16 protein-coding genes and 1 tRNA gene are annotated in these 17,620 nt (G+C 31.7%); 5 read left to right on the top strand and 12 right to left on the bottom strand.

Annotated features, from left to right (window positions below):
- Nucleotides 1-3: 3 nt before the first annotated feature.
- Both AAFP94_RS03615 and AAFP94_RS03610 read right to left on the bottom strand, forming a co-directional pair.
- Nucleotides 4-486, bottom strand: a complete 483-nt coding sequence (locus AAFP94_RS03615) for a DUF1761 domain-containing protein (protein WP_316660441.1) — start codon at nt 484-486, stop codon at nt 4-6.
- A 66-nt stretch (nt 487-552) separates the two neighbouring features.
- On the bottom strand, nt 553-2,556 hold the full coding sequence (locus tag AAFP94_RS03610) for a glutamine--tRNA ligase/YqeY domain fusion protein (RefSeq protein WP_316660443.1): 2,004 nt from the start codon (nt 2,554-2,556) through the stop codon (nt 553-555).
- A gap of 67 nt (nt 2,557-2,623) precedes the next feature.
- Between AAFP94_RS03610 and folB the strand changes: the two genes are divergently transcribed.
- Both folB and AAFP94_RS03600 read left to right on the top strand, forming a co-directional pair.
- Nucleotides 2,624-2,986 carry a dihydroneopterin aldolase gene (gene folB, locus AAFP94_RS03605; protein WP_316660444.1) on the top strand — a complete coding sequence of 121 codons (363 nt, stop codon included), beginning with the start codon at nt 2,624-2,626 and terminating at the stop codon, nt 2,984-2,986.
- 51 nt (nt 2,987-3,037) lie between these two features.
- Nucleotides 3,038-3,108 (top strand) — tRNA-Cys (locus tag AAFP94_RS03600).
- 20 nt (nt 3,109-3,128) lie between these two features.
- On the opposite strand, the gene AAFP94_RS03595 is transcribed toward AAFP94_RS03600, so the two are convergent.
- From AAFP94_RS03595 to AAFP94_RS03565, 7 genes are all read right to left on the bottom strand, one after another.
- A complete protein-coding gene (locus tag AAFP94_RS03595; protein ID WP_316660445.1) occupies nt 3,129-3,824 on the bottom strand; it encodes a LysE family translocator in 696 nt (231 codons plus the stop codon).
- A gap of 27 nt (nt 3,825-3,851) precedes the next feature.
- Nucleotides 3,852-4,526 (bottom strand): head GIN domain-containing protein, encoded by a 675-nt coding sequence (locus AAFP94_RS03590; RefSeq protein ID WP_316660446.1) that lies wholly within the window; start codon nt 4,524-4,526, stop codon nt 3,852-3,854.
- A gap of 37 nt (nt 4,527-4,563) precedes the next feature.
- Nucleotides 4,564-4,863 (bottom strand): heavy metal-binding domain-containing protein, encoded by a 300-nt coding sequence (locus AAFP94_RS03585; protein ID WP_316660447.1) that lies wholly within the window; start codon nt 4,861-4,863, stop codon nt 4,564-4,566.
- Between the two features lie 24 nt (nt 4,864-4,887).
- Complete coding sequence (locus AAFP94_RS03580; RefSeq protein WP_316660448.1) at nt 4,888-7,125, bottom strand: ribonuclease R family protein; 2,238 nt, start codon at nt 7,123-7,125, stop codon at nt 4,888-4,890.
- Nucleotides 7,126-7,369: 244 nt separating this feature from the next.
- Nucleotides 7,370-8,833 carry a leucine-rich repeat domain-containing protein gene (locus AAFP94_RS03575; RefSeq protein ID WP_316660449.1) on the bottom strand — a complete coding sequence of 488 codons (1,464 nt, stop codon included), beginning with the start codon at nt 8,831-8,833 and terminating at the stop codon, nt 7,370-7,372.
- A 189-nt stretch (nt 8,834-9,022) separates the two neighbouring features.
- Nucleotides 9,023-10,492: a T9SS type A sorting domain-containing protein gene (locus AAFP94_RS03570; protein ID WP_316660450.1), complete on the bottom strand. Its 1,470-nt coding sequence runs from the start codon at nt 10,490-10,492 to the stop codon at nt 9,023-9,025.
- Between the two features lie 182 nt (nt 10,493-10,674).
- Nucleotides 10,675-12,075, bottom strand: a complete 1,401-nt coding sequence (locus AAFP94_RS03565) for a T9SS type A sorting domain-containing protein (protein WP_316660451.1) — start codon at nt 12,073-12,075, stop codon at nt 10,675-10,677.
- Nucleotides 12,076-12,847: 772 nt separating this feature from the next.
- On the opposite strand from AAFP94_RS03565, the gene rpiB reads away from it, so the two are divergent.
- From rpiB to AAFP94_RS03550, 3 genes are read left to right on the top strand one after another with little or no spacing between them, the layout of a single operon-like run.
- Nucleotides 12,848-13,282 (top strand): ribose 5-phosphate isomerase B, encoded by a 435-nt coding sequence (rpiB, locus tag AAFP94_RS03560; RefSeq protein ID WP_316660452.1) that lies wholly within the window; start codon nt 12,848-12,850, stop codon nt 13,280-13,282.
- Entirely contained in the window at nt 13,283-14,203 is a 921-nt protein-coding gene (locus tag AAFP94_RS03555) for a cation diffusion facilitator family transporter (protein ID WP_316660454.1), read from the top strand. It begins immediately after the preceding gene.
- Nucleotides 14,204-14,205: 2 nt separating this feature from the next.
- On the top strand, nt 14,206-14,658 hold the full coding sequence (locus AAFP94_RS03550) for a GNAT family N-acetyltransferase (protein ID WP_316660455.1): 453 nt from the start codon (nt 14,206-14,208) through the stop codon (nt 14,656-14,658).
- A gap of 47 nt (nt 14,659-14,705) precedes the next feature.
- Here the strand turns inward: AAFP94_RS03550 and AAFP94_RS03545 are convergent, their stop codons facing one another.
- The 3 genes from AAFP94_RS03545 to rnpA are packed head-to-tail and all read right to left on the bottom strand — an operon-like array spanning nt 14,706 to nt 17,556.
- Complete coding sequence (locus AAFP94_RS03545) at nt 14,706-16,349, bottom strand: S41 family peptidase (RefSeq protein ID WP_316660456.1); 1,644 nt, start codon at nt 16,347-16,349, stop codon at nt 14,706-14,708.
- A 2-nt stretch (nt 16,350-16,351) separates the two neighbouring features.
- Nucleotides 16,352-17,173: a DUF4349 domain-containing protein gene (locus AAFP94_RS03540; RefSeq protein ID WP_316660457.1), complete on the bottom strand. Its 822-nt coding sequence runs from the start codon at nt 17,171-17,173 to the stop codon at nt 16,352-16,354.
- 11 nt (nt 17,174-17,184) lie between these two features.
- A complete protein-coding gene (rnpA, locus tag AAFP94_RS03535; RefSeq protein WP_316660459.1) occupies nt 17,185-17,556 on the bottom strand; it encodes a ribonuclease P protein component in 372 nt (123 codons plus the stop codon).
- Nucleotides 17,557-17,620: the final 64 nt, after the last annotated feature.

The following is a 17,620-nucleotide window of genomic DNA, read 5'->3' as shown; positions in this document are numbered from 1 at the left end:
AAATTAGACCCAACCACAAACAATTGCTCCCATTACTGAAAGAGTAACAATCCAATAGCCGCTGTTTATAAAAATATATTTAGCTCCTTTGCGCTCAAATAAAGCGTTTGTTCCAATAATTGGTAGGGCAATGAATATTCCAGCAATGACTCCATGTAGGGCGCCGTGTTTAAAGGTTCTGTAGGCTGTGCCATAATCATCCATAAAAGCCTGAAATGATGGTTTTGCAGTCGATAAGTCTCCACCCACCATTCCTAAAGCACCTGTTTGGTGAATAGTTATAAACTGTAATGCGAATGCCAATAAGAATGCAAAAAAGAGTGCAAGGGCAAATATTTTACCCATGTTTGCTCCTTTCATTTTTTCTTCAGTCATATCTGCAGCCTTCATCCAAGCTGTACCAAATACTTTTGGGTTGTACCAAACAAAACCCACTACAAGAGCAGAAACTGCCGCAGCAATTAGTGCTAAAAAATTAATTTCCATATTAAACAAATTTAGTTAGTGTGTTAAATGTATGAAAAATATAAATGCGGTCTTGCTTTTTAACAACTACATCGAGGTTGCTTCGTTAGATAAAACCTCATTCGAATCCTCTACTGCCTTTGCAATAAAATCTTGAATATCTTCATTAGTTTCAAGTCCTTTGTTCAATAAAACCTTGAGTGTTATCAATGTTGCTATTCGAGTCCCGACCTTTTTGGCTGCGGTATTAAACAAAGGGGACAATTCATCGTAGCTAACATTTATAGCTAATTCTTGAATTTCAGCTTTAACTTTTTGTTGCTTGTCTTCTGGGTAGTTAGTATACTTTTTCCCAAGCTGTTTAATAATATCGATAGCTTTGCGATGATTTTGATTAGAGCTTAAACTTTTTGGGTGTTGATTTTGTTTGTCTGATTGTCTAGACCAAGTATCACGTAAGCCAACTGTTTTGTTAAAAATTAAATTCCCTGATGTTGAGTCCTGATCAACATTAAAGTAGCCTAACCTTTGGAACTGAAAACTATCGCCTATTTTAGCTTCTTTGAGACTTGGTTCTACCAATGCGTTAATAATTTTTAATGAATTTGGATTGATTAAATCCATAAAATCTTTATCTGAATGGCTGTCTGGTGCTTCATCAATAAAAAGTCTATCGTACTCTCTAACTTCAGCATTTAAGGCGTGCCTAACCGATACCCAATGTAAAGTTCCTTTCACTTTTATCGATTTGTCTTCGGTATAAGTGCAGTGTATTTCAACAATATTTCCATTACTATCTTTAATAACACTTTCACCTTTTATGATGTATGCATTCTTTAGCCTAACTTGTTTTCCGATTGTTAATCTGAAATATTTTGAATTTGCTTGTTCTTTAAAATCTTCATTTTCAATATATATTTCTCTAGAAAAAGGAACTTTTCTAAATCCTGAAGATTCGTCTTCAGGGTTATTTTCTGCATCAAGCCATTCTTCCTTTTCCTTTGGATAATTAGTAATAATTACTTTAACAGGATTTAAAACAGCCATAACTCTTGGGGCTATTTTATTTAAATCCTCTCGAATACAAAACTCTAATAGAGATACATCTATAACATTATCTCGTTTGGCAACTCCTACTGTTTCAACAAATTTTCTAATGGCGTTTGGTGTATAGCCTCTTCTTCTTAAGCCTGATATTGTTGGCATTCTAGGGTCGTCCCATCCTGAAACAATTTTGTCTTGTACTAGTTTTAATAATTTACGCTTACTCATTATGGTATAGCTTAAATTTAATCTGGCGAATTCACGTTGTTTAGGAAGTAATGGTAATTCTTTTGATTGATACTTGTAAACATTATGCTTAAACCAATCATAAAGTTTCCTGTGTGGTTTAAACTCTAATGAACAAAGCGAGTGAGATATTTGTTCAATATAATCGCTTTCACCATGTGTCCAATCGTACATTGGGTAAATACACCATTGGTTTTTTGTGCGATGATGATGTGCGTGCAATATGCGATACATTAATGGGTCACGCATTAACATGTTTGGATCTTGCATATCTATTTTGGCCCGCAATACATGTGTTCCTTCGGCAAATTCACCATTCTTCATGCGCTGGAATAAATCTATATTTTCTTCAACACTCCTATTGCGATAAGGCCCATCAATACCTGGTTGCGTTGGTGTGCCTTTTTGCTCCGCCATAGCCTCACTAGATTGCGAATCAACATAAGCTTTACCTTCCTTTATTAATTCTATAGCCCAATCATACAGTTGCTGAAAGTAATCTGATGAATAACATTCGTTTGCCCACTTATACCCTAGCCAAGAGATGTCTCTTTTGATTGCATCAACATATTCCTGCTCTTCTTTTGTTGGGTTAGTGTCGTCAAATCTAAGGTTGACAGGTGCATTATATTTTTCCCCTAAACCAAAGCTTATACCTATAGCTTTTGTATGCCCAATATGTAAATAACCATTTGGCTCTGGTGGAAATCTAAATCGCAAAGAAGATTGAGGTAGTCCATTTTTTAGATCTTCTTCAATAATATGCTCTATAAAATTTAACGATTTGGTTTCTTCGCTCATGAGTTTTTAATAAGTTTACAAAGTTATCAAAATACGTGTTATTTTTTCACTTATAAATTCTAATATATTGGGAATAGTCAAAATTGAAAATATCAGGGTTTTCGCCTATCATGGTTGCTTGGTTGAAGAAAAAAAAATAGGGAGCGACTACAGGGTTGATTTAAAGGTTAATGCAAGCCTTAAAAAATCTTCACAAACCGATATGCTTCATGATACGGTAGATTATGTGTTTTTAAACAAAGTTGTTAAAGAAGAAATGCAAAAACCATCACATTTGCTAGAAACTGTTGCAGAACGTATTTTAAATAGGGTAATTAAAGAGCATGAATTGGTCGACAAAGCTACTGTATGGATAAGTAAGCTAAATCCTCCTATAGGTGGTGATGTTGAAAAGGTAACTATTAAAATGACTGAAAAGCGCAAAAAATAAGTTGTTATCTTTGTTAACCCTTAATTTTTTTTACATTTGCAATCAAAATTAGGCGTCTTGGCCGAGTGGCTAGGCAGGGCTCTGCAAAAGCTCGTACAGCGGTTCGAATCCGCTAGACGCCTCAAAAAAAGCCTTTAGAAATTTACTCTGGAGGCTTTTCGTTTATTGGATTAAATTGCTCTATTTTGTCTTTAATTAATTCTTTTTCATTAGGAAAGAATCCTTGAACCAACAGTAAAATCCCAAAACCTAAAATCACTAATGCAATTATCTTTTTGGTTTTAAAAATTAACCGAGGTGTTAACTTATTTTTGAGCGTTTTTGCAACCAATATTTTAAAAACGTCTACAATGAAATAAACCACGAGTATAGTTATTAAAAACACAAAAATGCCATCTGTGCTATTGGTTAAAGAATTGCCTATTAAAATAAAGCCAAGCCAACCTAGTAAGACACCAATATTAATAAAGTTTAATAAAAATCCTTTTAAAAAAAGTTTTCCGTAGTTTTTTTGAATTTCTACTTTATGGTATTCTTTAACTATAGATCTAAATGATTTTGATGTTTTAATAAAAGTGATAAACCCATAGGCTACCAATAAAACCCCACCAAAAATCAAGAAGCTTGGATCGTCTTTTACCTTTTCAAGAAGTCTATTGGTGCTGTAAAAAGCAACTAAAATAAAAACAATATCTGCGAGAATAACTCCTAGATCGAATATAAGGGCGCTTTTAAATCCTTTGGTGGCACCGGTTTCAAGCAAGACAAAAAAAACAGGCCCTATGGTAAACGATAGGATGATACCAAAAGGAATCGCAGATATTATATCGTTCATCATAAAACTCTATTATTTAATCGCCAACCATTAATCCATGTGTTTAATTCGTCCGCCTAAAACTTTATTTTCATCAACTCTTTCGGGGTTTCCATAAATATAAATATCTCCTCCAGCCCTAACTTTAGCGTTGACTAATGTTGATGCTTTTACATGCGCCTCTCCTGCTGCTCTAATAGAAACATCTGTGAATTCTGTTTCAAGATTTTGGGCCTTATAGGTTCCTCCTGTGTAAATGGAGACATCCTGATGTTTTGCTTTTCCGTAGGCCTGAACACTAGCTCCTGTAACAGATCTTATGTTTGCATAAGTGACATCTATCTTCGCTTTTATAAAAGCACCTTCTTGAGCATTTAAATCTATTTCATACTGCTTAATTTCGTCTTCTGAATGAATGTATGCGCCTTCATTGGCATCTATAACATCAATATTTGTGTAATATAAATTGATTCGGGTATCTTCACCGTTGAATATTTTTTCTAAAGCCATTCTTATTTTTAGCTTTCCATCTTTGTTTATAAACAAAACATCTTCGGTATTCTTCCCTAAAATTACTATTTTGTTTTCATCAGACTTAATAAGTTTTACTTCAATTAAATCATAGACTTTAAGCGATTTAAATTCTCCTACTTTTTTTTCTATTCCTTTTTGGGAAAAAGCAACTAAAGAAATAAGCATTGTTAAGGTTAAGACTAAATTTTTCATTTTTACTGTTTTATTTAATGGATTAAAGAATTAATTTTTAACCAACTCTAACGGCTGTTCCTGTTACAGATACCATTATATACATAGATGATGGAAATGTTTCTACATCAACACTTATACCAACTATAGCATTTGCATTCAATTTTTTTGCGTTTTCTTTTATTTTTTGAAATGCTTCTTCTTTTATTTGAAGAACACTTTCCTCTAAAGAGTTAAAATATTTTTCAACATTAAATGTAAAAGTAGCTTTTCTTGCGTTAACGCCAACACCTGAAACAATACCTAAATAATCTTGTATTTTAAAGCCTTCAATAGTGTCTGTTGTTGTTAAAACCATGATAAAATTTTATAGTGTAAAAAGTTAATGATTGTCTTCGTTTTTACCAATTAAATTAAAATCTAAATGTTTTTTTATAAGATCAGTTTCTTTAACCTTAACCAAAACTTCATCTCCTAATTGGTATGTATTTTTAGTATTCCTGCCGACCAAAGCATATTGGCTTTCATCAAAATCGTAATGATCGTCTTTAATGTCTCTAATTCTTACCATGCCTTCGCATTTATTGGAAATAATTTCTACATAAATTCCCCAATCTGTCACACCAGATATCACACCAAGAAACTCTTCGTCTTGATGGTCTTGCATAAACTTAATTTGCATGTATTTTATAGAATCTCTTTCAGCTTTTGTCGCAAGATATTCCATATTACTAGAGTGCTGGCATTTTTCTTCGTAGATGTCTTCATTTACAGATTTTTGGCCATCTAAATAATGTTGTAATAAACGATGTGCCATCACGTCAGGATAACGCCTAATTGGTGACGTAAAATGACTATAATAATCGAAAGCTAAACCATAATGACCAATATTTTGTGTGGTGTATTCTGCCTTACTCATGCTTCTAATAGCCAAAGTATCCACTAAATTCTGTTCTTTTTTCCCAACAACATCTTGTAATAAATTATTTAGTGATGTTGTTATAGACTTTCTGTCTTTAAAGTTGAGCTTATAACCAAATTTAGAAACAATACCTTGTAAAGCAGCTAATTTACTATCATCGGGCTCATCATGAACACGATATATAAATGTCTTTTTAGGGTTTTGTTTACCAATATATTCTGCCACTTTTTTATTTGCAAGAAGCATAAACTCTTCTATTAGCTTATTTGCTTCTTTACTTGTTTTAATAAAAACACCTATTGGATTATTTTCTTCGTCTAAATTAAACTTTACTTCTACTTTATCAAAGGAGATTGCTCCAGAACTCATGCGTTTTTTACGCATAATTTTAGCAAGTTCATCAAGTTTAAGTATTGCTTGCGCAATTTCTGGCGAAGTTTGATAATCTTTTCCTGTTAATGAAACTTCAGATGGAATATTGGTATCTATTTTATGTAATTGAGATGTTTCGACTGCGCTCATGGTGATATTTTTTTCAATGATTGCTTGCGCTTCTTCATAAGCGAATCTTGTATCAGAATACGTGACCGTTCTACCAAACCATTGATTCTTAACCTCTGCTTTATCATTCATTTGAAAAACAGCAGAAAACGTATACTTTTCCTCGTGTGGTCTTAAAGAACATGCATTGTTTGATAATATCTCTGGAAGCATTGGCACTACACGATCTACTAAATAAACAGACGTTGCCCGTTCATAAGCTTCATCATCTAGAACCGTATTAGGTTGTAAATAATGTGATACATCTGCAATATGAATTCCTATTTCAAATAATCCGTTTTCAAGAACTTGAAAAGATAATGCATCATCAAAGTCTTTTGCGTCTTTTGGATCTATAGTAAAGGTTAATACTTTACGCATGTCCCTTCGTTTAGCAATTTCTTCTTTTGTAATAGATGTATCAATTTTGTTAGCATAATCTTCTACTTCGTGAGGAAACTCATAAGGTAAACCGTATTCGGCTAAAATGGAGTGGATTTCAGTATTGTGCTCTCCAGGTTTTCCTAGAACTTTAAGCACTTTTCCGTAAGGAGAATCAGCCTTTTCTGGCCAATCTTCAAGTTTTACTAAAACTTTATCACCATCTTCTGCTTTATTTATTTTATTGATAGGTACAAAAATATCTTTATACATTTTGTTGCTATCTGCAATAACAAAGGCATAACTTTTATGAATCTGAATGACGCCAACGTAATCGCTTTTTGCTCTTTTTAAAACTTTTGTAATTTCTCCTTCAAATCTGCCTCGTCTTGACCTTTTATATACATAAAGCTCAACCTCATCACCATCTAGAGCACGATTAATATTATTTGAAGCTATATAAATATCTTCTTCAAAATCATCGCAAATAACGTATCCTGAACCTTTTTGTGATATATCTAAAATTCCTGTATGATACTCGGTATTAACAATCGCTTTAAATTTACCTCGTTCTACTTCTTCAATTTCTTGTTTTGCTTTTAATTGTTGAAGTTTTTTAATAATTTGATTTCTGCTACTTGCATCGTTAACACCAAGTTTAGCAGCTATTTGTTTATAATTAAAGGATTGGTTTCTATCTTTTTTTAAAATACTTAAGATCGTATTTGTAAGGTTGGAAATCTTGTTAGATGATTTCCTTTTTTTCTTTCTTGTCATTTATTTCATCTTGTTTCCACAACTGTGGAAATCTTATTAATTATTTTGTTTTAAAAGTATTGATTTTTATTGTTTGGACGAACTTTAACTCACGTGAAGCAGATTTAAAATTAGGTGAATTCTTTTAAATCAATCTTTTAAGACTGGTGCAAAGCTACACTTTAAATATTAAATAGTGTTTTCTTAAGGCTAAATAATAAAAAAGGCTGTATTAATACAACCTTTTAAAAGTCTTAATTAGAGTTTATTGTTTTATAATCTGTTTTGTTGCTTTTCCTTTATCTGTTAAAACTTCAACATAGTAGATTCCAGATTGAAAGCTATTTATAGCTATTTCTTTAGAATTTGTGGTTAGCATATTCTGACCTAAACTATTATAAATATTAATCTTTTGTAATTCAAGATCATTGTTAATACTAATATTAAATAAATCTTTTACTGGATTTGGATATAATTGTAAAGCTATTAATAGATTAATTTCTGCTGTACTTAAAGCTTGGATTAGAAACTCTTCCCAGACGTTTTCAAATTGGTATAATGTTTCTGAACCAGAAGGAACAAATAATGGCATACCTTCTATATTTACATTTAAAAATACATTAGAATTTATTATTGGTGGTGTCGGCATTCGGGCTGTTACACTTGTTAAGCTAGTACAATCTTGAAAAGCAAAATCACTTATACTTGTAAGACTTGCAGGAAGATCAATACTTATTAAACTAGTACATGACTGAAATGATCCTTGTCCTATACTAGTAAGACCATTAGATAGACTAACACTTGTCAAACTAGTACAATCACGAAAAGCAAAACCATTTATACTTGTAAGGCTTGCAGGTAGACTAACACTTGTTAATCCAGTAGAACGAAATGCACTAGAACCTATAGTAGTAAGACTTGATGGAAAATTTACACTGATCAAGTTTGAACAATAACCAAAAGCACTCATATTAATTACAGTTATGTTTTCTGGTATATCAACACTTATTAATCCTGCACTAGTAAAAGCGAAATCTGCTATGTTAGTAAGACTATTTGGTAAATTAACGCTTGTTAAACTTGTACAATAACCGAAAGCTGATTCTCCTATAGTAGTAAGACTTGATGGAAAATTTATATTTGTTAAGTTAGTACAATTATTAAAAACATAATTATCTATACTAGTTAGGTTATCTGGTAAGACAACATTCGTTAGGCTCGCACAAGATTGAAATGATCCTTGTCCTATACTAGTAAGACCTTCTGGTAAACTAGCACTTGCTAGACTAGCACAATTACCAAAAGCAGAACTTCCTATACTATTAAGACTTATTGGAAAATTTACACTTGTTAAGTTAGTACAATTATAAAAAACAGCAGAATCAATACTAATAAGACCCTCTGGTAAAGTAATACTTGTTAAACCTGTACAATTATTAAAAGCATTAACACCAATAGTAGTAATACTTGTTGGAAAACTAATACTTGTAATATCTATACAACCTATAAAACCAGTGGTTTCTATACTAGTTACTGTATATGTTATACTATTATCTTCAACTGTTTCAGGTATATTTAATGCACCTGTTGGGCAGGTACTATTTCCTTTTTTTACCGAGACGTTTGTTCCATCAGTAACAGTATATTCTAATCCATCTATAGTAAAGGTCTGTGAGTAGTTTAAAGTGATACAAAATACACATATAAATGAGAGTAATAATTGTTTCATATCTTATAAGTAATTGGTTGTATGATAAATATACAAAAATTTAAAGAAAAAACTTACTTCATATTTTTGACATACTAGACTTATGTATAATATATACTACATAATTATTTAATAGTGTTCTCTTAAGGTTAAATAATAAAAAAGGCTTACGTTAAACCGTAAGCCTCAAAATATTATCTATATCGTTTTTTATTCTATAATTAGTTTTTTAGACGCTTTTCCTTTATTAGTTTCTATTTCAACAAAATAGATACCACCCGAAAGTTCAGATGAATTTATAATATTCTCCTTTGTAGAACTTATAAATTGACCCAAATAATTATAGATATTAACTTTTTCTAATTCCATTCCTCCTTTTAACTGAATAGTAATTATATTTTTTGCTGGATTTGGAAACATACTAAAATTTGATAATACAAACTCATCTAATGATAATAAACCACTTAAATCATAAACACGTACATGGCCTGAATCTACTCCATTGCCGTCATTAAATATTGTCCCAATAGCGACTATACTGCTATTACCCGATAAACTTATAAACCATCCTGAAACATCACCTGCTGCCTCACCATCAATATCATTACCTATTTGGGTCCAAGTACCGGATTGGTTTTTATAAATACGTACATGACCTGAATCTACTCCAGTAGCTCCATCATTACCATTAGCACTAATAGCAACTACACTACCATCACTGGATAGACTTACTGAATATCCTGATTGATCTCCTGCTGCTTCACCATCAATATCATTACCTATTTGGGTCCAAGTACCAGATTGATTTTTGAATATGCGCACATGACCTGATGAACCTCCGTTACCACTATTAAAAATAGCTCCAATAGCAACTATGGTACCATCACTGGATAAACTTACTGAATGACCGAAATAGTCAATTTCAGCTTCACCATCTATATCATTACCTATCTGGGTCCAAGTACCGGACTGGTTTTCGTAAATTCGTGCGTGACCAGATAAATTTCCATTACCATCATTCTGATAAGCTCCTATTGCAACTATAGAACCATCGCTAGATAAGCTTATTGAAGTTCCCGATCTATCCTCTGCCGCTTCACCTTCTATATTATTTCCTACCTGGGTCCAAGTGCCGGACTGGTTTTCGAAAATTCGTACATAGCCTGATTCATTCCCATTATTATCATTCCAAGGAGAGCTTATAGCAACCAAACTTCCATTATTAGATAAACTTACTGAAAATCCTAATCGATCAACCGCTAGTTCTCCATCAATATCATTACCTATCTGCGTCCAAGTACCGGATTGGTTTTCGTAAATTCGGACGTGACCCGATAAATTTCCATTATCATCGTTCAGAGGCGCACCAATAGCAACTACACTTCCATCATTAGATAAACTTACTGAATATCCTGATTGATCTCCTGCGGCCTCTCCATCAATATCATTACCTATTTGCGTCCAAGTACCGGATTGGTTTTCGTAAATTCGGACATGACCCGATAAATCACCGTTACCATCATTACCATTAGCGCCAATAGCAACCATACTTCCATCATTAGATAAACTTACAGACCATCCTGAATGATCCCCTGCGGCCTCACCATCAATATCATTACCAATTTGAGTTTGACTAAATAGAAAAAAAGGGCATAGGAAAAAATACAAAAATAATTTCATAATTAACTGATTTATAGTTTTCTGAAGATAGGAAAACTAAACTAGGTTTTGCTATTTTTAACAATATATATAAAATAATTATTTTCTCTTTAAGTATTGAGTTTTTTATCGTTCGGACGCGCTTAATTCATGTGAGGTGGATTCAAAATTAGATGAATTCTTTTAAATCAATCCATTAAGTATTACTCGATAACAATTTTATTAGTTGCTTTTCCTGTATTTTTGATGATTTCAACATAATACATACCTGATGATAAACCTAAATTACTAACTGTTGTTTCGTGAGTAGAACTTATTAATTGCCCTAATTGATTGTAGATATTAACATGATCTAATTCTATACCCTTATTTAAACTAATGGTGAATTGGTCTTTTGCTGGATTGGGATAAATTGAAAATCGAGACGTATCAAAATCAATATTTCCAAGAATCAAAGAATTTTCATACCAAGTAAATTTATCCAATGATGCTCCAAACACGTCAATATAACCATCACCATCAAAATCTCCAGAATAAATCGATCCGCCGTATTCACAAGTTGATGTGACTATTTGTTTGTACCCAAAATTCCTTCGACCATCGATGTTTTCATACCATACAATCTCACCGTACCCAATTCCATCATCCCATGAGGCAATCACATCCATATCTCCGTCAGCATCAACGTCATTTATATGAATTCCATGTATATATAACTTTTCTAAATCCACTGCTATAACCCGTTCTGGACCAAAGGTTCCCATGCCATCTAAATTTTCAAACCAAATCACCTGATCTCCTAATGTCCCTTCTCCGCCTATTAATATATCTGGGTCACCGTCTCCGTCCAGATCCGTAGATCTTATAACATCGCCAATACGACCGCTTCCTGTTGAAAATACATTTTGGGTACTAAAAGTCCCTAAACCATCGGTGTTTTCATACCAACCAACCGTATGACTAGAAGTACCTCCTGGTCCAGCTGAAAAGTAGGAGGTTGTACATAAGTCTAGATCATTATCGTTATCTATGTCTATAGCTAATACATCTATAACCAATCGGTCAGACGGCATTGCAATACCATCTGTAAAATTTCCGAAACCATCGTTTTTATACCATTGTAATGAACCAAATAAATCATCATAGTATCCAGCAATAATATCCATATCGCCATCATCGTCAAGATCGGCTGCAAAAGCACTTCCTCCACCCCATCCTGTTCCAATATCAATTAAAGTGCTGAAGGTGCCTTCACCATCCATATTTTCAAACCAATGGATACCACCAGAAGTAGCAATTATAACATCTTGATCACCATCTCCGTCTAGATCTGAAGTAAAGGTGTCGACAACACTATATCCCAATTTCTCAATGGTAATCGCCTCACTAAAGTCACCGAGTCCATCGGTGTTTTTAAACCATAAAATATGTCCGTAAGATTCATTGCCTAATAAATCTAAATCACCATCTCCGTCAATATCAAAAGCATATACATCAATGGCTTGTTCTAAGGTTTCTGCTAGTATATGTTCGTCAAAAACAATTTGGCTAGAACCAACAGACCAGATCATTATACTTAATAAAAGAAGGAATGGTTTTTTCATAATATTATATTTTTAAATCTCTTTGATATATTTAATAGAGATAAGTATTGGTAATATTTACTATTCTTTAACTAATTTTTTAGTAGCTTTTCCTTGATCAATTACTATCTCTACATAATAAAGTCCAGACGCGAGTTATGAAGAATTTATGACTCTCTTGTGTGAGGTTTGACTGATTTCCAAAATTATTATAGATATAAACTTTTTCTAAATTTTGGTTATCTGGTAATTCTATAGTAAACTGATTTACAGTTTATTGAAGATAGTTAAATTAAACCAGTTTTTACTATTATTAACAATATATATTATATAATTAGGTTATTTAAAAATTTTAAAAAAGAAAATAGTGATTATTATAGTGTGTTAATAAGGCTTATAACTTTTTTATTTTTTATTTTGAAAATAGCTTATTTACTTTTTATCAGCTATTAATTAACCGTATAATTATATCTAATGTGTTCATATATAAAGGTTTTATGATAATTATACACAACTGTTTATAAGTTTAGAACACATCGTTTTATTCATATCTTTTTAAAAATTTTATGTTGGTATGTAGGTATTTTAATCTCGTAAGATTGTTATAACAAAAGATATAATTTATTGAATTTTATATTCTTATTTTTAATTGTAAAAAATTTCTAGATTAAAAAATTTATCTATTAGAAAATAATAAACATTTATTAACAACTAATGAATATACTAATGAACATTTAGATATTAATAGTTGTTATTTTGTAACTTTGGTATCTATAAAATAAGCTAGTTTTTTATGAAAATATCTATAGGAAATGATCACGCAGGAACTGAATATAAATTCGCTGTTTTAAAATACCTAGAATCTAAAGGGATAGAGGTATTAAATCATGGCTCTGATTCTAGTGATAGTGTAGATTACGCAGATTTTATACATCCTGTTGCGCAAGATGTTGAAGATAATAAAGCTGATTTTGGAATTATTATTTGCGGGAGTGGTAATGGAGCCAGTATGACTGCAAATAAGCATCAAGGTATTCGTTCGGCTATTTGCTGGACCAAAGAGATTGCAGAACTAGCCAGAAGCCATAATAATGCTAATATATTAAGTATTCCAGCGCGCTTTACCGCAAAAGAACAGGCTATAGAAATGGTAGAAACCTTTTTAAACACCAGTTTTGAAGGAGGTCGTCATGACAGACGCATCAATAAAATTCCATTATCCTGTTAAATGAGTCATTCTCACTCTCATAATCATTCAAATCATAACCACAGCAATTTAAAAGGAAGAAATCTAGTTATTTCTATTCTTCTAAATATTGTTATTACCGTTGCCCAAGTTATTGGTGGTTTACTTTCCGGAAGTTTATCTCTCTTAAGTGATGCCTTACATAATTTTACAGATGTACTTTCTCTTATTGTAAGTTATATTGCAAATGTTTTAGCAAAAAAATCTGCTTCTTTACAAAGAACGTTTGGTTTTAAAAGAGCAGAAATTTTAGCAGCTTTTGTTAATGCCTCAACATTAATTATAATAGCTGTTTTATTAATCATAGAAGCTATAAAAAGGTTCCAGAATCCTGTTGAAATAGAATCAAATCTAGTAATCTGGTTATCGTTATTAGCTATTTTTGCAAATGGTTTTAGTGTTTTATTATTAAAGAAGGATGCGGCTAAAAACATGAATATGCGCTCCGCATATTTACATTTATTAACAGATATGTTAGCAAGTGTTGCGGTTTTAATAGGTGGCTTGTTAATGAAATTCTATGAAATCTTTTGGGTAGATACGGTATTAACTTTGGTAATTGCATTATACTTGGTTTGGGTTGGTTTTGACTTACTAAAGGATTCGTTTAGAGTCCTCATGTTGTTTACACCGGAAGACATTCATGTAAAGGATATTATAAAAGAGGTACAACAGATAGAAAGTATTAAAAACGTACATCATGTTCACGTTTGGCAATTAAATGAAGATGAAGTTCATTTGGAAGCACATATAGATTTTAAAGACAATATTTCATTATCTGAATTTGATAAAATTCTTGAAGACATAGAAGAAATATTGTACCATAAATTTAAAATCAATCATGTTAATATTCAACCAGAATTTGGTAAATGTGATGCAAAAGATATTATTGTTCAAGATTAATTATGTTAGATATCCAAGTAAAATCATTTAACCAATTATCTAAATTAGAACTTTATGATATTCTTCATCTGCGTTCTGAAGTATTTGTAGTTGAGCAAGATTGTGTTTATCAGGATATCGATTATAAAGACCAAAAAGCGCTACATGTTTTAGGTTTTAAAGATCACAAACTGATTGCATACACCCGTCTATTTAAACCAGGAGATTATTTTAATGAAGCCAGTATTGGTAGAGTAGTGGTTGCAAAAGCATATAGACAGTTTAAATATGGGTATGATATAATGAATGCTTCTATTGAGGCTGTAGAGAAAAACTATAATCAAAACAACATACGTATTTCTGCACAATGCTATTTAAAAGATTTTTACAAAAAATTAGGTTTTATTCCAGTGGGCGAGGAATATCTTGAAGACAATATTCCACATATAAATATGATTTATACCCAATCGCACTAACTACATCAATAAAGCTACGAAACAGTTTTAAAATAACATTCTAAAAATCATCGTAAATAATTAAAGTAGGTCGTTGGATTTTTAAGTATTTCAGATGCCTTTTTTATTTCAGGATTATGTGATGTATAATAGTTATATAAACCTTCTCTATACACATAGCGTTTCACAATTTCATCTGTTAGCAGTGCTTTTATTTGCTGTTTATTTTCATCAATTGCATTAACTTTTGCTAAATTTAAATTAGTTAATAAAGTACTATAATCATTTTGAATATCGTCTGCCAATTCTTCCTCCTTTGCAATCTCAATAACTTTTGCTAAAGATTTTTCTGTTTTTGTTTCAAATGAAAACCCATTAGCAACCAAATACTGTTTAAAATCTAAAAAGTCAGAATCTGTAATTTTAAAATTATTAAAATCGGTTATGTTATGATTATAATAATAATTTGTAGCAAAATTAAAGACGAAATCATCATTAATTAAAACATTAGTAATCGCAGAATTTTTAGTGATATCCATAATTTCATCTGGTAGAACTCCACCGCCATCAAAAACTTTCCGTCCGTTTTTAGTTTTAAATTCATTGTAGTTCTCTTGCTTTACCCTGACAGCTTTACCATCTTCGTCACGATTCCAGTAATCTAATGCCTGAATACAACGACCTGAAGGTGTATAATATCTGGATATTGTGATCTTTATTTGAGTTCCATAGGTAAGTTGTTTTGGTCTTTGAACCAATCCTTTTCCATAACTTCTAGAACCAACAATTACAGCCCTATCTAAATCTTGCAATGTCCCCGAAACAATTTCGCTTGCAGAAGCACTAGTTCCATTTATTAAAACAACTAATGGAATTTCTGTATCAAGTGGCTCTTTTTGTGTATAGTAAGTTCTATTGAATTTCTTGACTTTAGATTTAGTTTCAACCACAAGTTGACCTTTAGGCACAAAAATATTTACGACATTTACTGCCTCATGAAGCAAGCCTCCTGGATTTCCTCTTAAATCTAAAATAAGTCTTTCAGCTCCTTGAGCTTTTAAATCTCTTACTGCATAATTGGTTTGAGAGGATGCTTTATTATTAAATCTACTCAATACAATATATCCAGTTTTATTATCTATCATAGAAAAATGAGGAACAGCATCTATTTCCACTTCAGCACGTTTAATGGTTGCTGTTTTCCGCTCACCTTGGCGAACATATGTAACATCTATAGTGGTACCTGGTGAACCCTTTAAAAGATCACCAGAATCTTCTTTATAACTTTCAACAAGCGTATTACCAACTTTAATAATTTCATCTCCAGCTTTAAGACCGGCTTCATCTGCAGGATAATCTTTGTAAGGTTCAATAATAACAAGCTTATCTTTAAGGGTTTTTACTTTGGCGCCTATACCTATATAATCACCAGTATTGTTAATTCTTGCAGCTTCAACATCTTGCTCGTTCAAAAAATTAGTGTAGGGATCAAGATCACTTAACATACTTTTAATAGCAGTATCCATTAAATCTCCTGGATTAGTTTCATCAACATAGCTCATGTTAAGCTCTTTAAAAAGCGTGGTGAAAATTTCTATTTGTTTAGCAATTTCAAAAAAGTCATTGCGAAATGCAGTTGTAGAAAGGAAAATTGTCATTGCCAAAACAGACAAAACAATTTTATTTTTTATAATTTTTTTTAAATTTTTCATAATCACTTCTTTTTGTTAATCCATCGTTTAATTACAAAAAAACCAATGAGTATTATTATAATAAAAGGCCAAATATTCAATAATGCTAAAAAGAAAATAGAGAGTCCGTTAAAACCCGATTTAAGAGCTTTCCACATTTTGGAACCATAAGATACAGTGACACCTGTCTGCGATGTAATTTTATAAAACTCAATATTTAATGTACTTAGCGATACTTGATCATTCAAATATTTAAGACGTCCTTGTTTAGCTTCAATTTCTTCACGAATGTTTGAAAGTTCACGCTCAATTTCAAGCATTTCTTTTACACTATTAGCTTTGCTTAAAAGTTCTAAATAGCGTTTTTCTAATGTTTGCTTTGCTTTTAACCTTGCTTCTAAATCAATAAATTCTTCAGTTACATCTCTAGCAGAAATGCGTTTTGTATCAAAAAAAGACACATAACGACTGATTGAATCTATGGTTTTCTGGAAATTGCTTGTAGGTATTCTAATTTCTAAATTACGAGATAGTCTATTACCAGATTTATTGGAATTATCATTTTGAATGAAACCCTCATTTTGTTTTACAAATTGAATGATTTTGTCATAGGTTTTATCTAAATCTTCTGTCTCAAAGCGCAAATAGGAATTTTTGATGACTTTTTTATCATATGTTGCCGGCACTGAACTTTTTGAAACCATCATTGCATTATCTGAAACCGCTTCTTCAAGCACCATTTCACTTAATTCTCCGTCATAAAATTCTGATTCATCTTCCTTGTTAGAGTTGGTTGTACATGCTAAAGGAAGCACTATAATAAAAAAGTATATAAAAGCTTTCATATAAAACATTTTTAAGAAACCTTATCAAGAAATAAGCCAAAAAGATTCTTCATCTTTTTTGACACCTTTTCAAAAGAGGGTTTTTCATTACCAATGTACAAAATCATAAACGCATATTGTGTTGTAATGTTGTTAAAATAAGTCTGTTTTTCAAGCCTATAGGCCTCACGTAACAATCTTTTAATCCTATTCCTGTCAACAGCCCTTTTAAACTTTTTTTTACTTACCGAAACACCAGTTTTTATTTTAGAGCCATCTTCAAAATGTGTTTCAAGGTATATTAACCGCAAAGGAAAATTTGTAATAGACTTTCCCTCGGCAAACAATTGCCCTATAAGTTTTTTGCTTTTAAGCTTCTCTTTATTTGAATAAGATAAGATCATTTTTAAAGGTAAAGACAAAAGTAATGATATCCAACGATATGCGTCCACAATGCCGCATGATAAA

The organism is Gilvirhabdus luticola, assembly GCF_040117515.1.
GTDB lineage: Bacteria > Bacteroidota > Bacteroidia > Flavobacteriales > Flavobacteriaceae > Gilvirhabdus > Gilvirhabdus luticola.
Note: the sequence above shows the minus strand (reverse complement) of the source record. Positions and strands in the feature narration are given on the sequence as shown.

Excerpts from the sequence above, each read along its gene's own strand:
- AAFP94_RS03615 (WP_316660441.1), bottom strand. The coding sequence starts at position 486 with ATGGAAATTAATTTTTTAGCACTAATTGCTGCGGCAGTTTCTGCTCTT.
- AAFP94_RS03610 (WP_316660443.1), bottom strand. The coding sequence starts at position 2,556 with ATGAGCGAAGAAACCAAATCGTTAAATTTTATAGAGCATATTATTGAA.
- AAFP94_RS03595 (WP_316660445.1), bottom strand. The coding sequence starts at position 3,824 with ATGATGAACGATATAATATCTGCGATTCCTTTTGGTATCATCCTATCG.
- AAFP94_RS03590 (WP_316660446.1), bottom strand. The coding sequence starts at position 4,526 with ATGAAAAATTTAGTCTTAACCTTAACAATGCTTATTTCTTTAGTTGCT.
- AAFP94_RS03585 (WP_316660447.1), bottom strand. The coding sequence starts at position 4,863 with ATGGTTTTAACAACAACAGACACTATTGAAGGCTTTAAAATACAAGAT.
- AAFP94_RS03580 (WP_316660448.1), bottom strand. The coding sequence starts at position 7,125 with ATGACAAGAAAGAAAAAAAGGAAATCATCTAACAAGATTTCCAACCTT.
- AAFP94_RS03575 (WP_316660449.1), bottom strand. The coding sequence starts at position 8,833 with ATGAAACAATTATTACTCTCATTTATATGTGTATTTTGTATCACTTTA.
- AAFP94_RS03570 (WP_316660450.1), bottom strand. The coding sequence starts at position 10,492 with ATGAAATTATTTTTGTATTTTTTCCTATGCCCTTTTTTTCTATTTAGT.
- AAFP94_RS03565 (WP_316660451.1), bottom strand. The coding sequence starts at position 12,075 with ATGAAAAAACCATTCCTTCTTTTATTAAGTATAATGATCTGGTCTGTT.
- rpiB (WP_316660452.1), top strand. The coding sequence starts at position 12,848 with ATGAAAATATCTATAGGAAATGATCACGCAGGAACTGAATATAAATTC.
- AAFP94_RS03555 (WP_316660454.1), top strand. The coding sequence starts at position 13,283 with ATGAGTCATTCTCACTCTCATAATCATTCAAATCATAACCACAGCAAT.
- AAFP94_RS03550 (WP_316660455.1), top strand. The coding sequence starts at position 14,206 with ATGTTAGATATCCAAGTAAAATCATTTAACCAATTATCTAAATTAGAA.
- AAFP94_RS03545 (WP_316660456.1), bottom strand. The coding sequence starts at position 16,349 with ATGAAAAATTTAAAAAAAATTATAAAAAATAAAATTGTTTTGTCTGTT.
- AAFP94_RS03540 (WP_316660457.1), bottom strand. The coding sequence starts at position 17,173 with ATGAAAGCTTTTATATACTTTTTTATTATAGTGCTTCCTTTAGCATGT.
- rnpA (WP_316660459.1), bottom strand. The coding sequence starts at position 17,556 with ATGATCTTATCTTATTCAAATAAAGAGAAGCTTAAAAGCAAAAAACTT.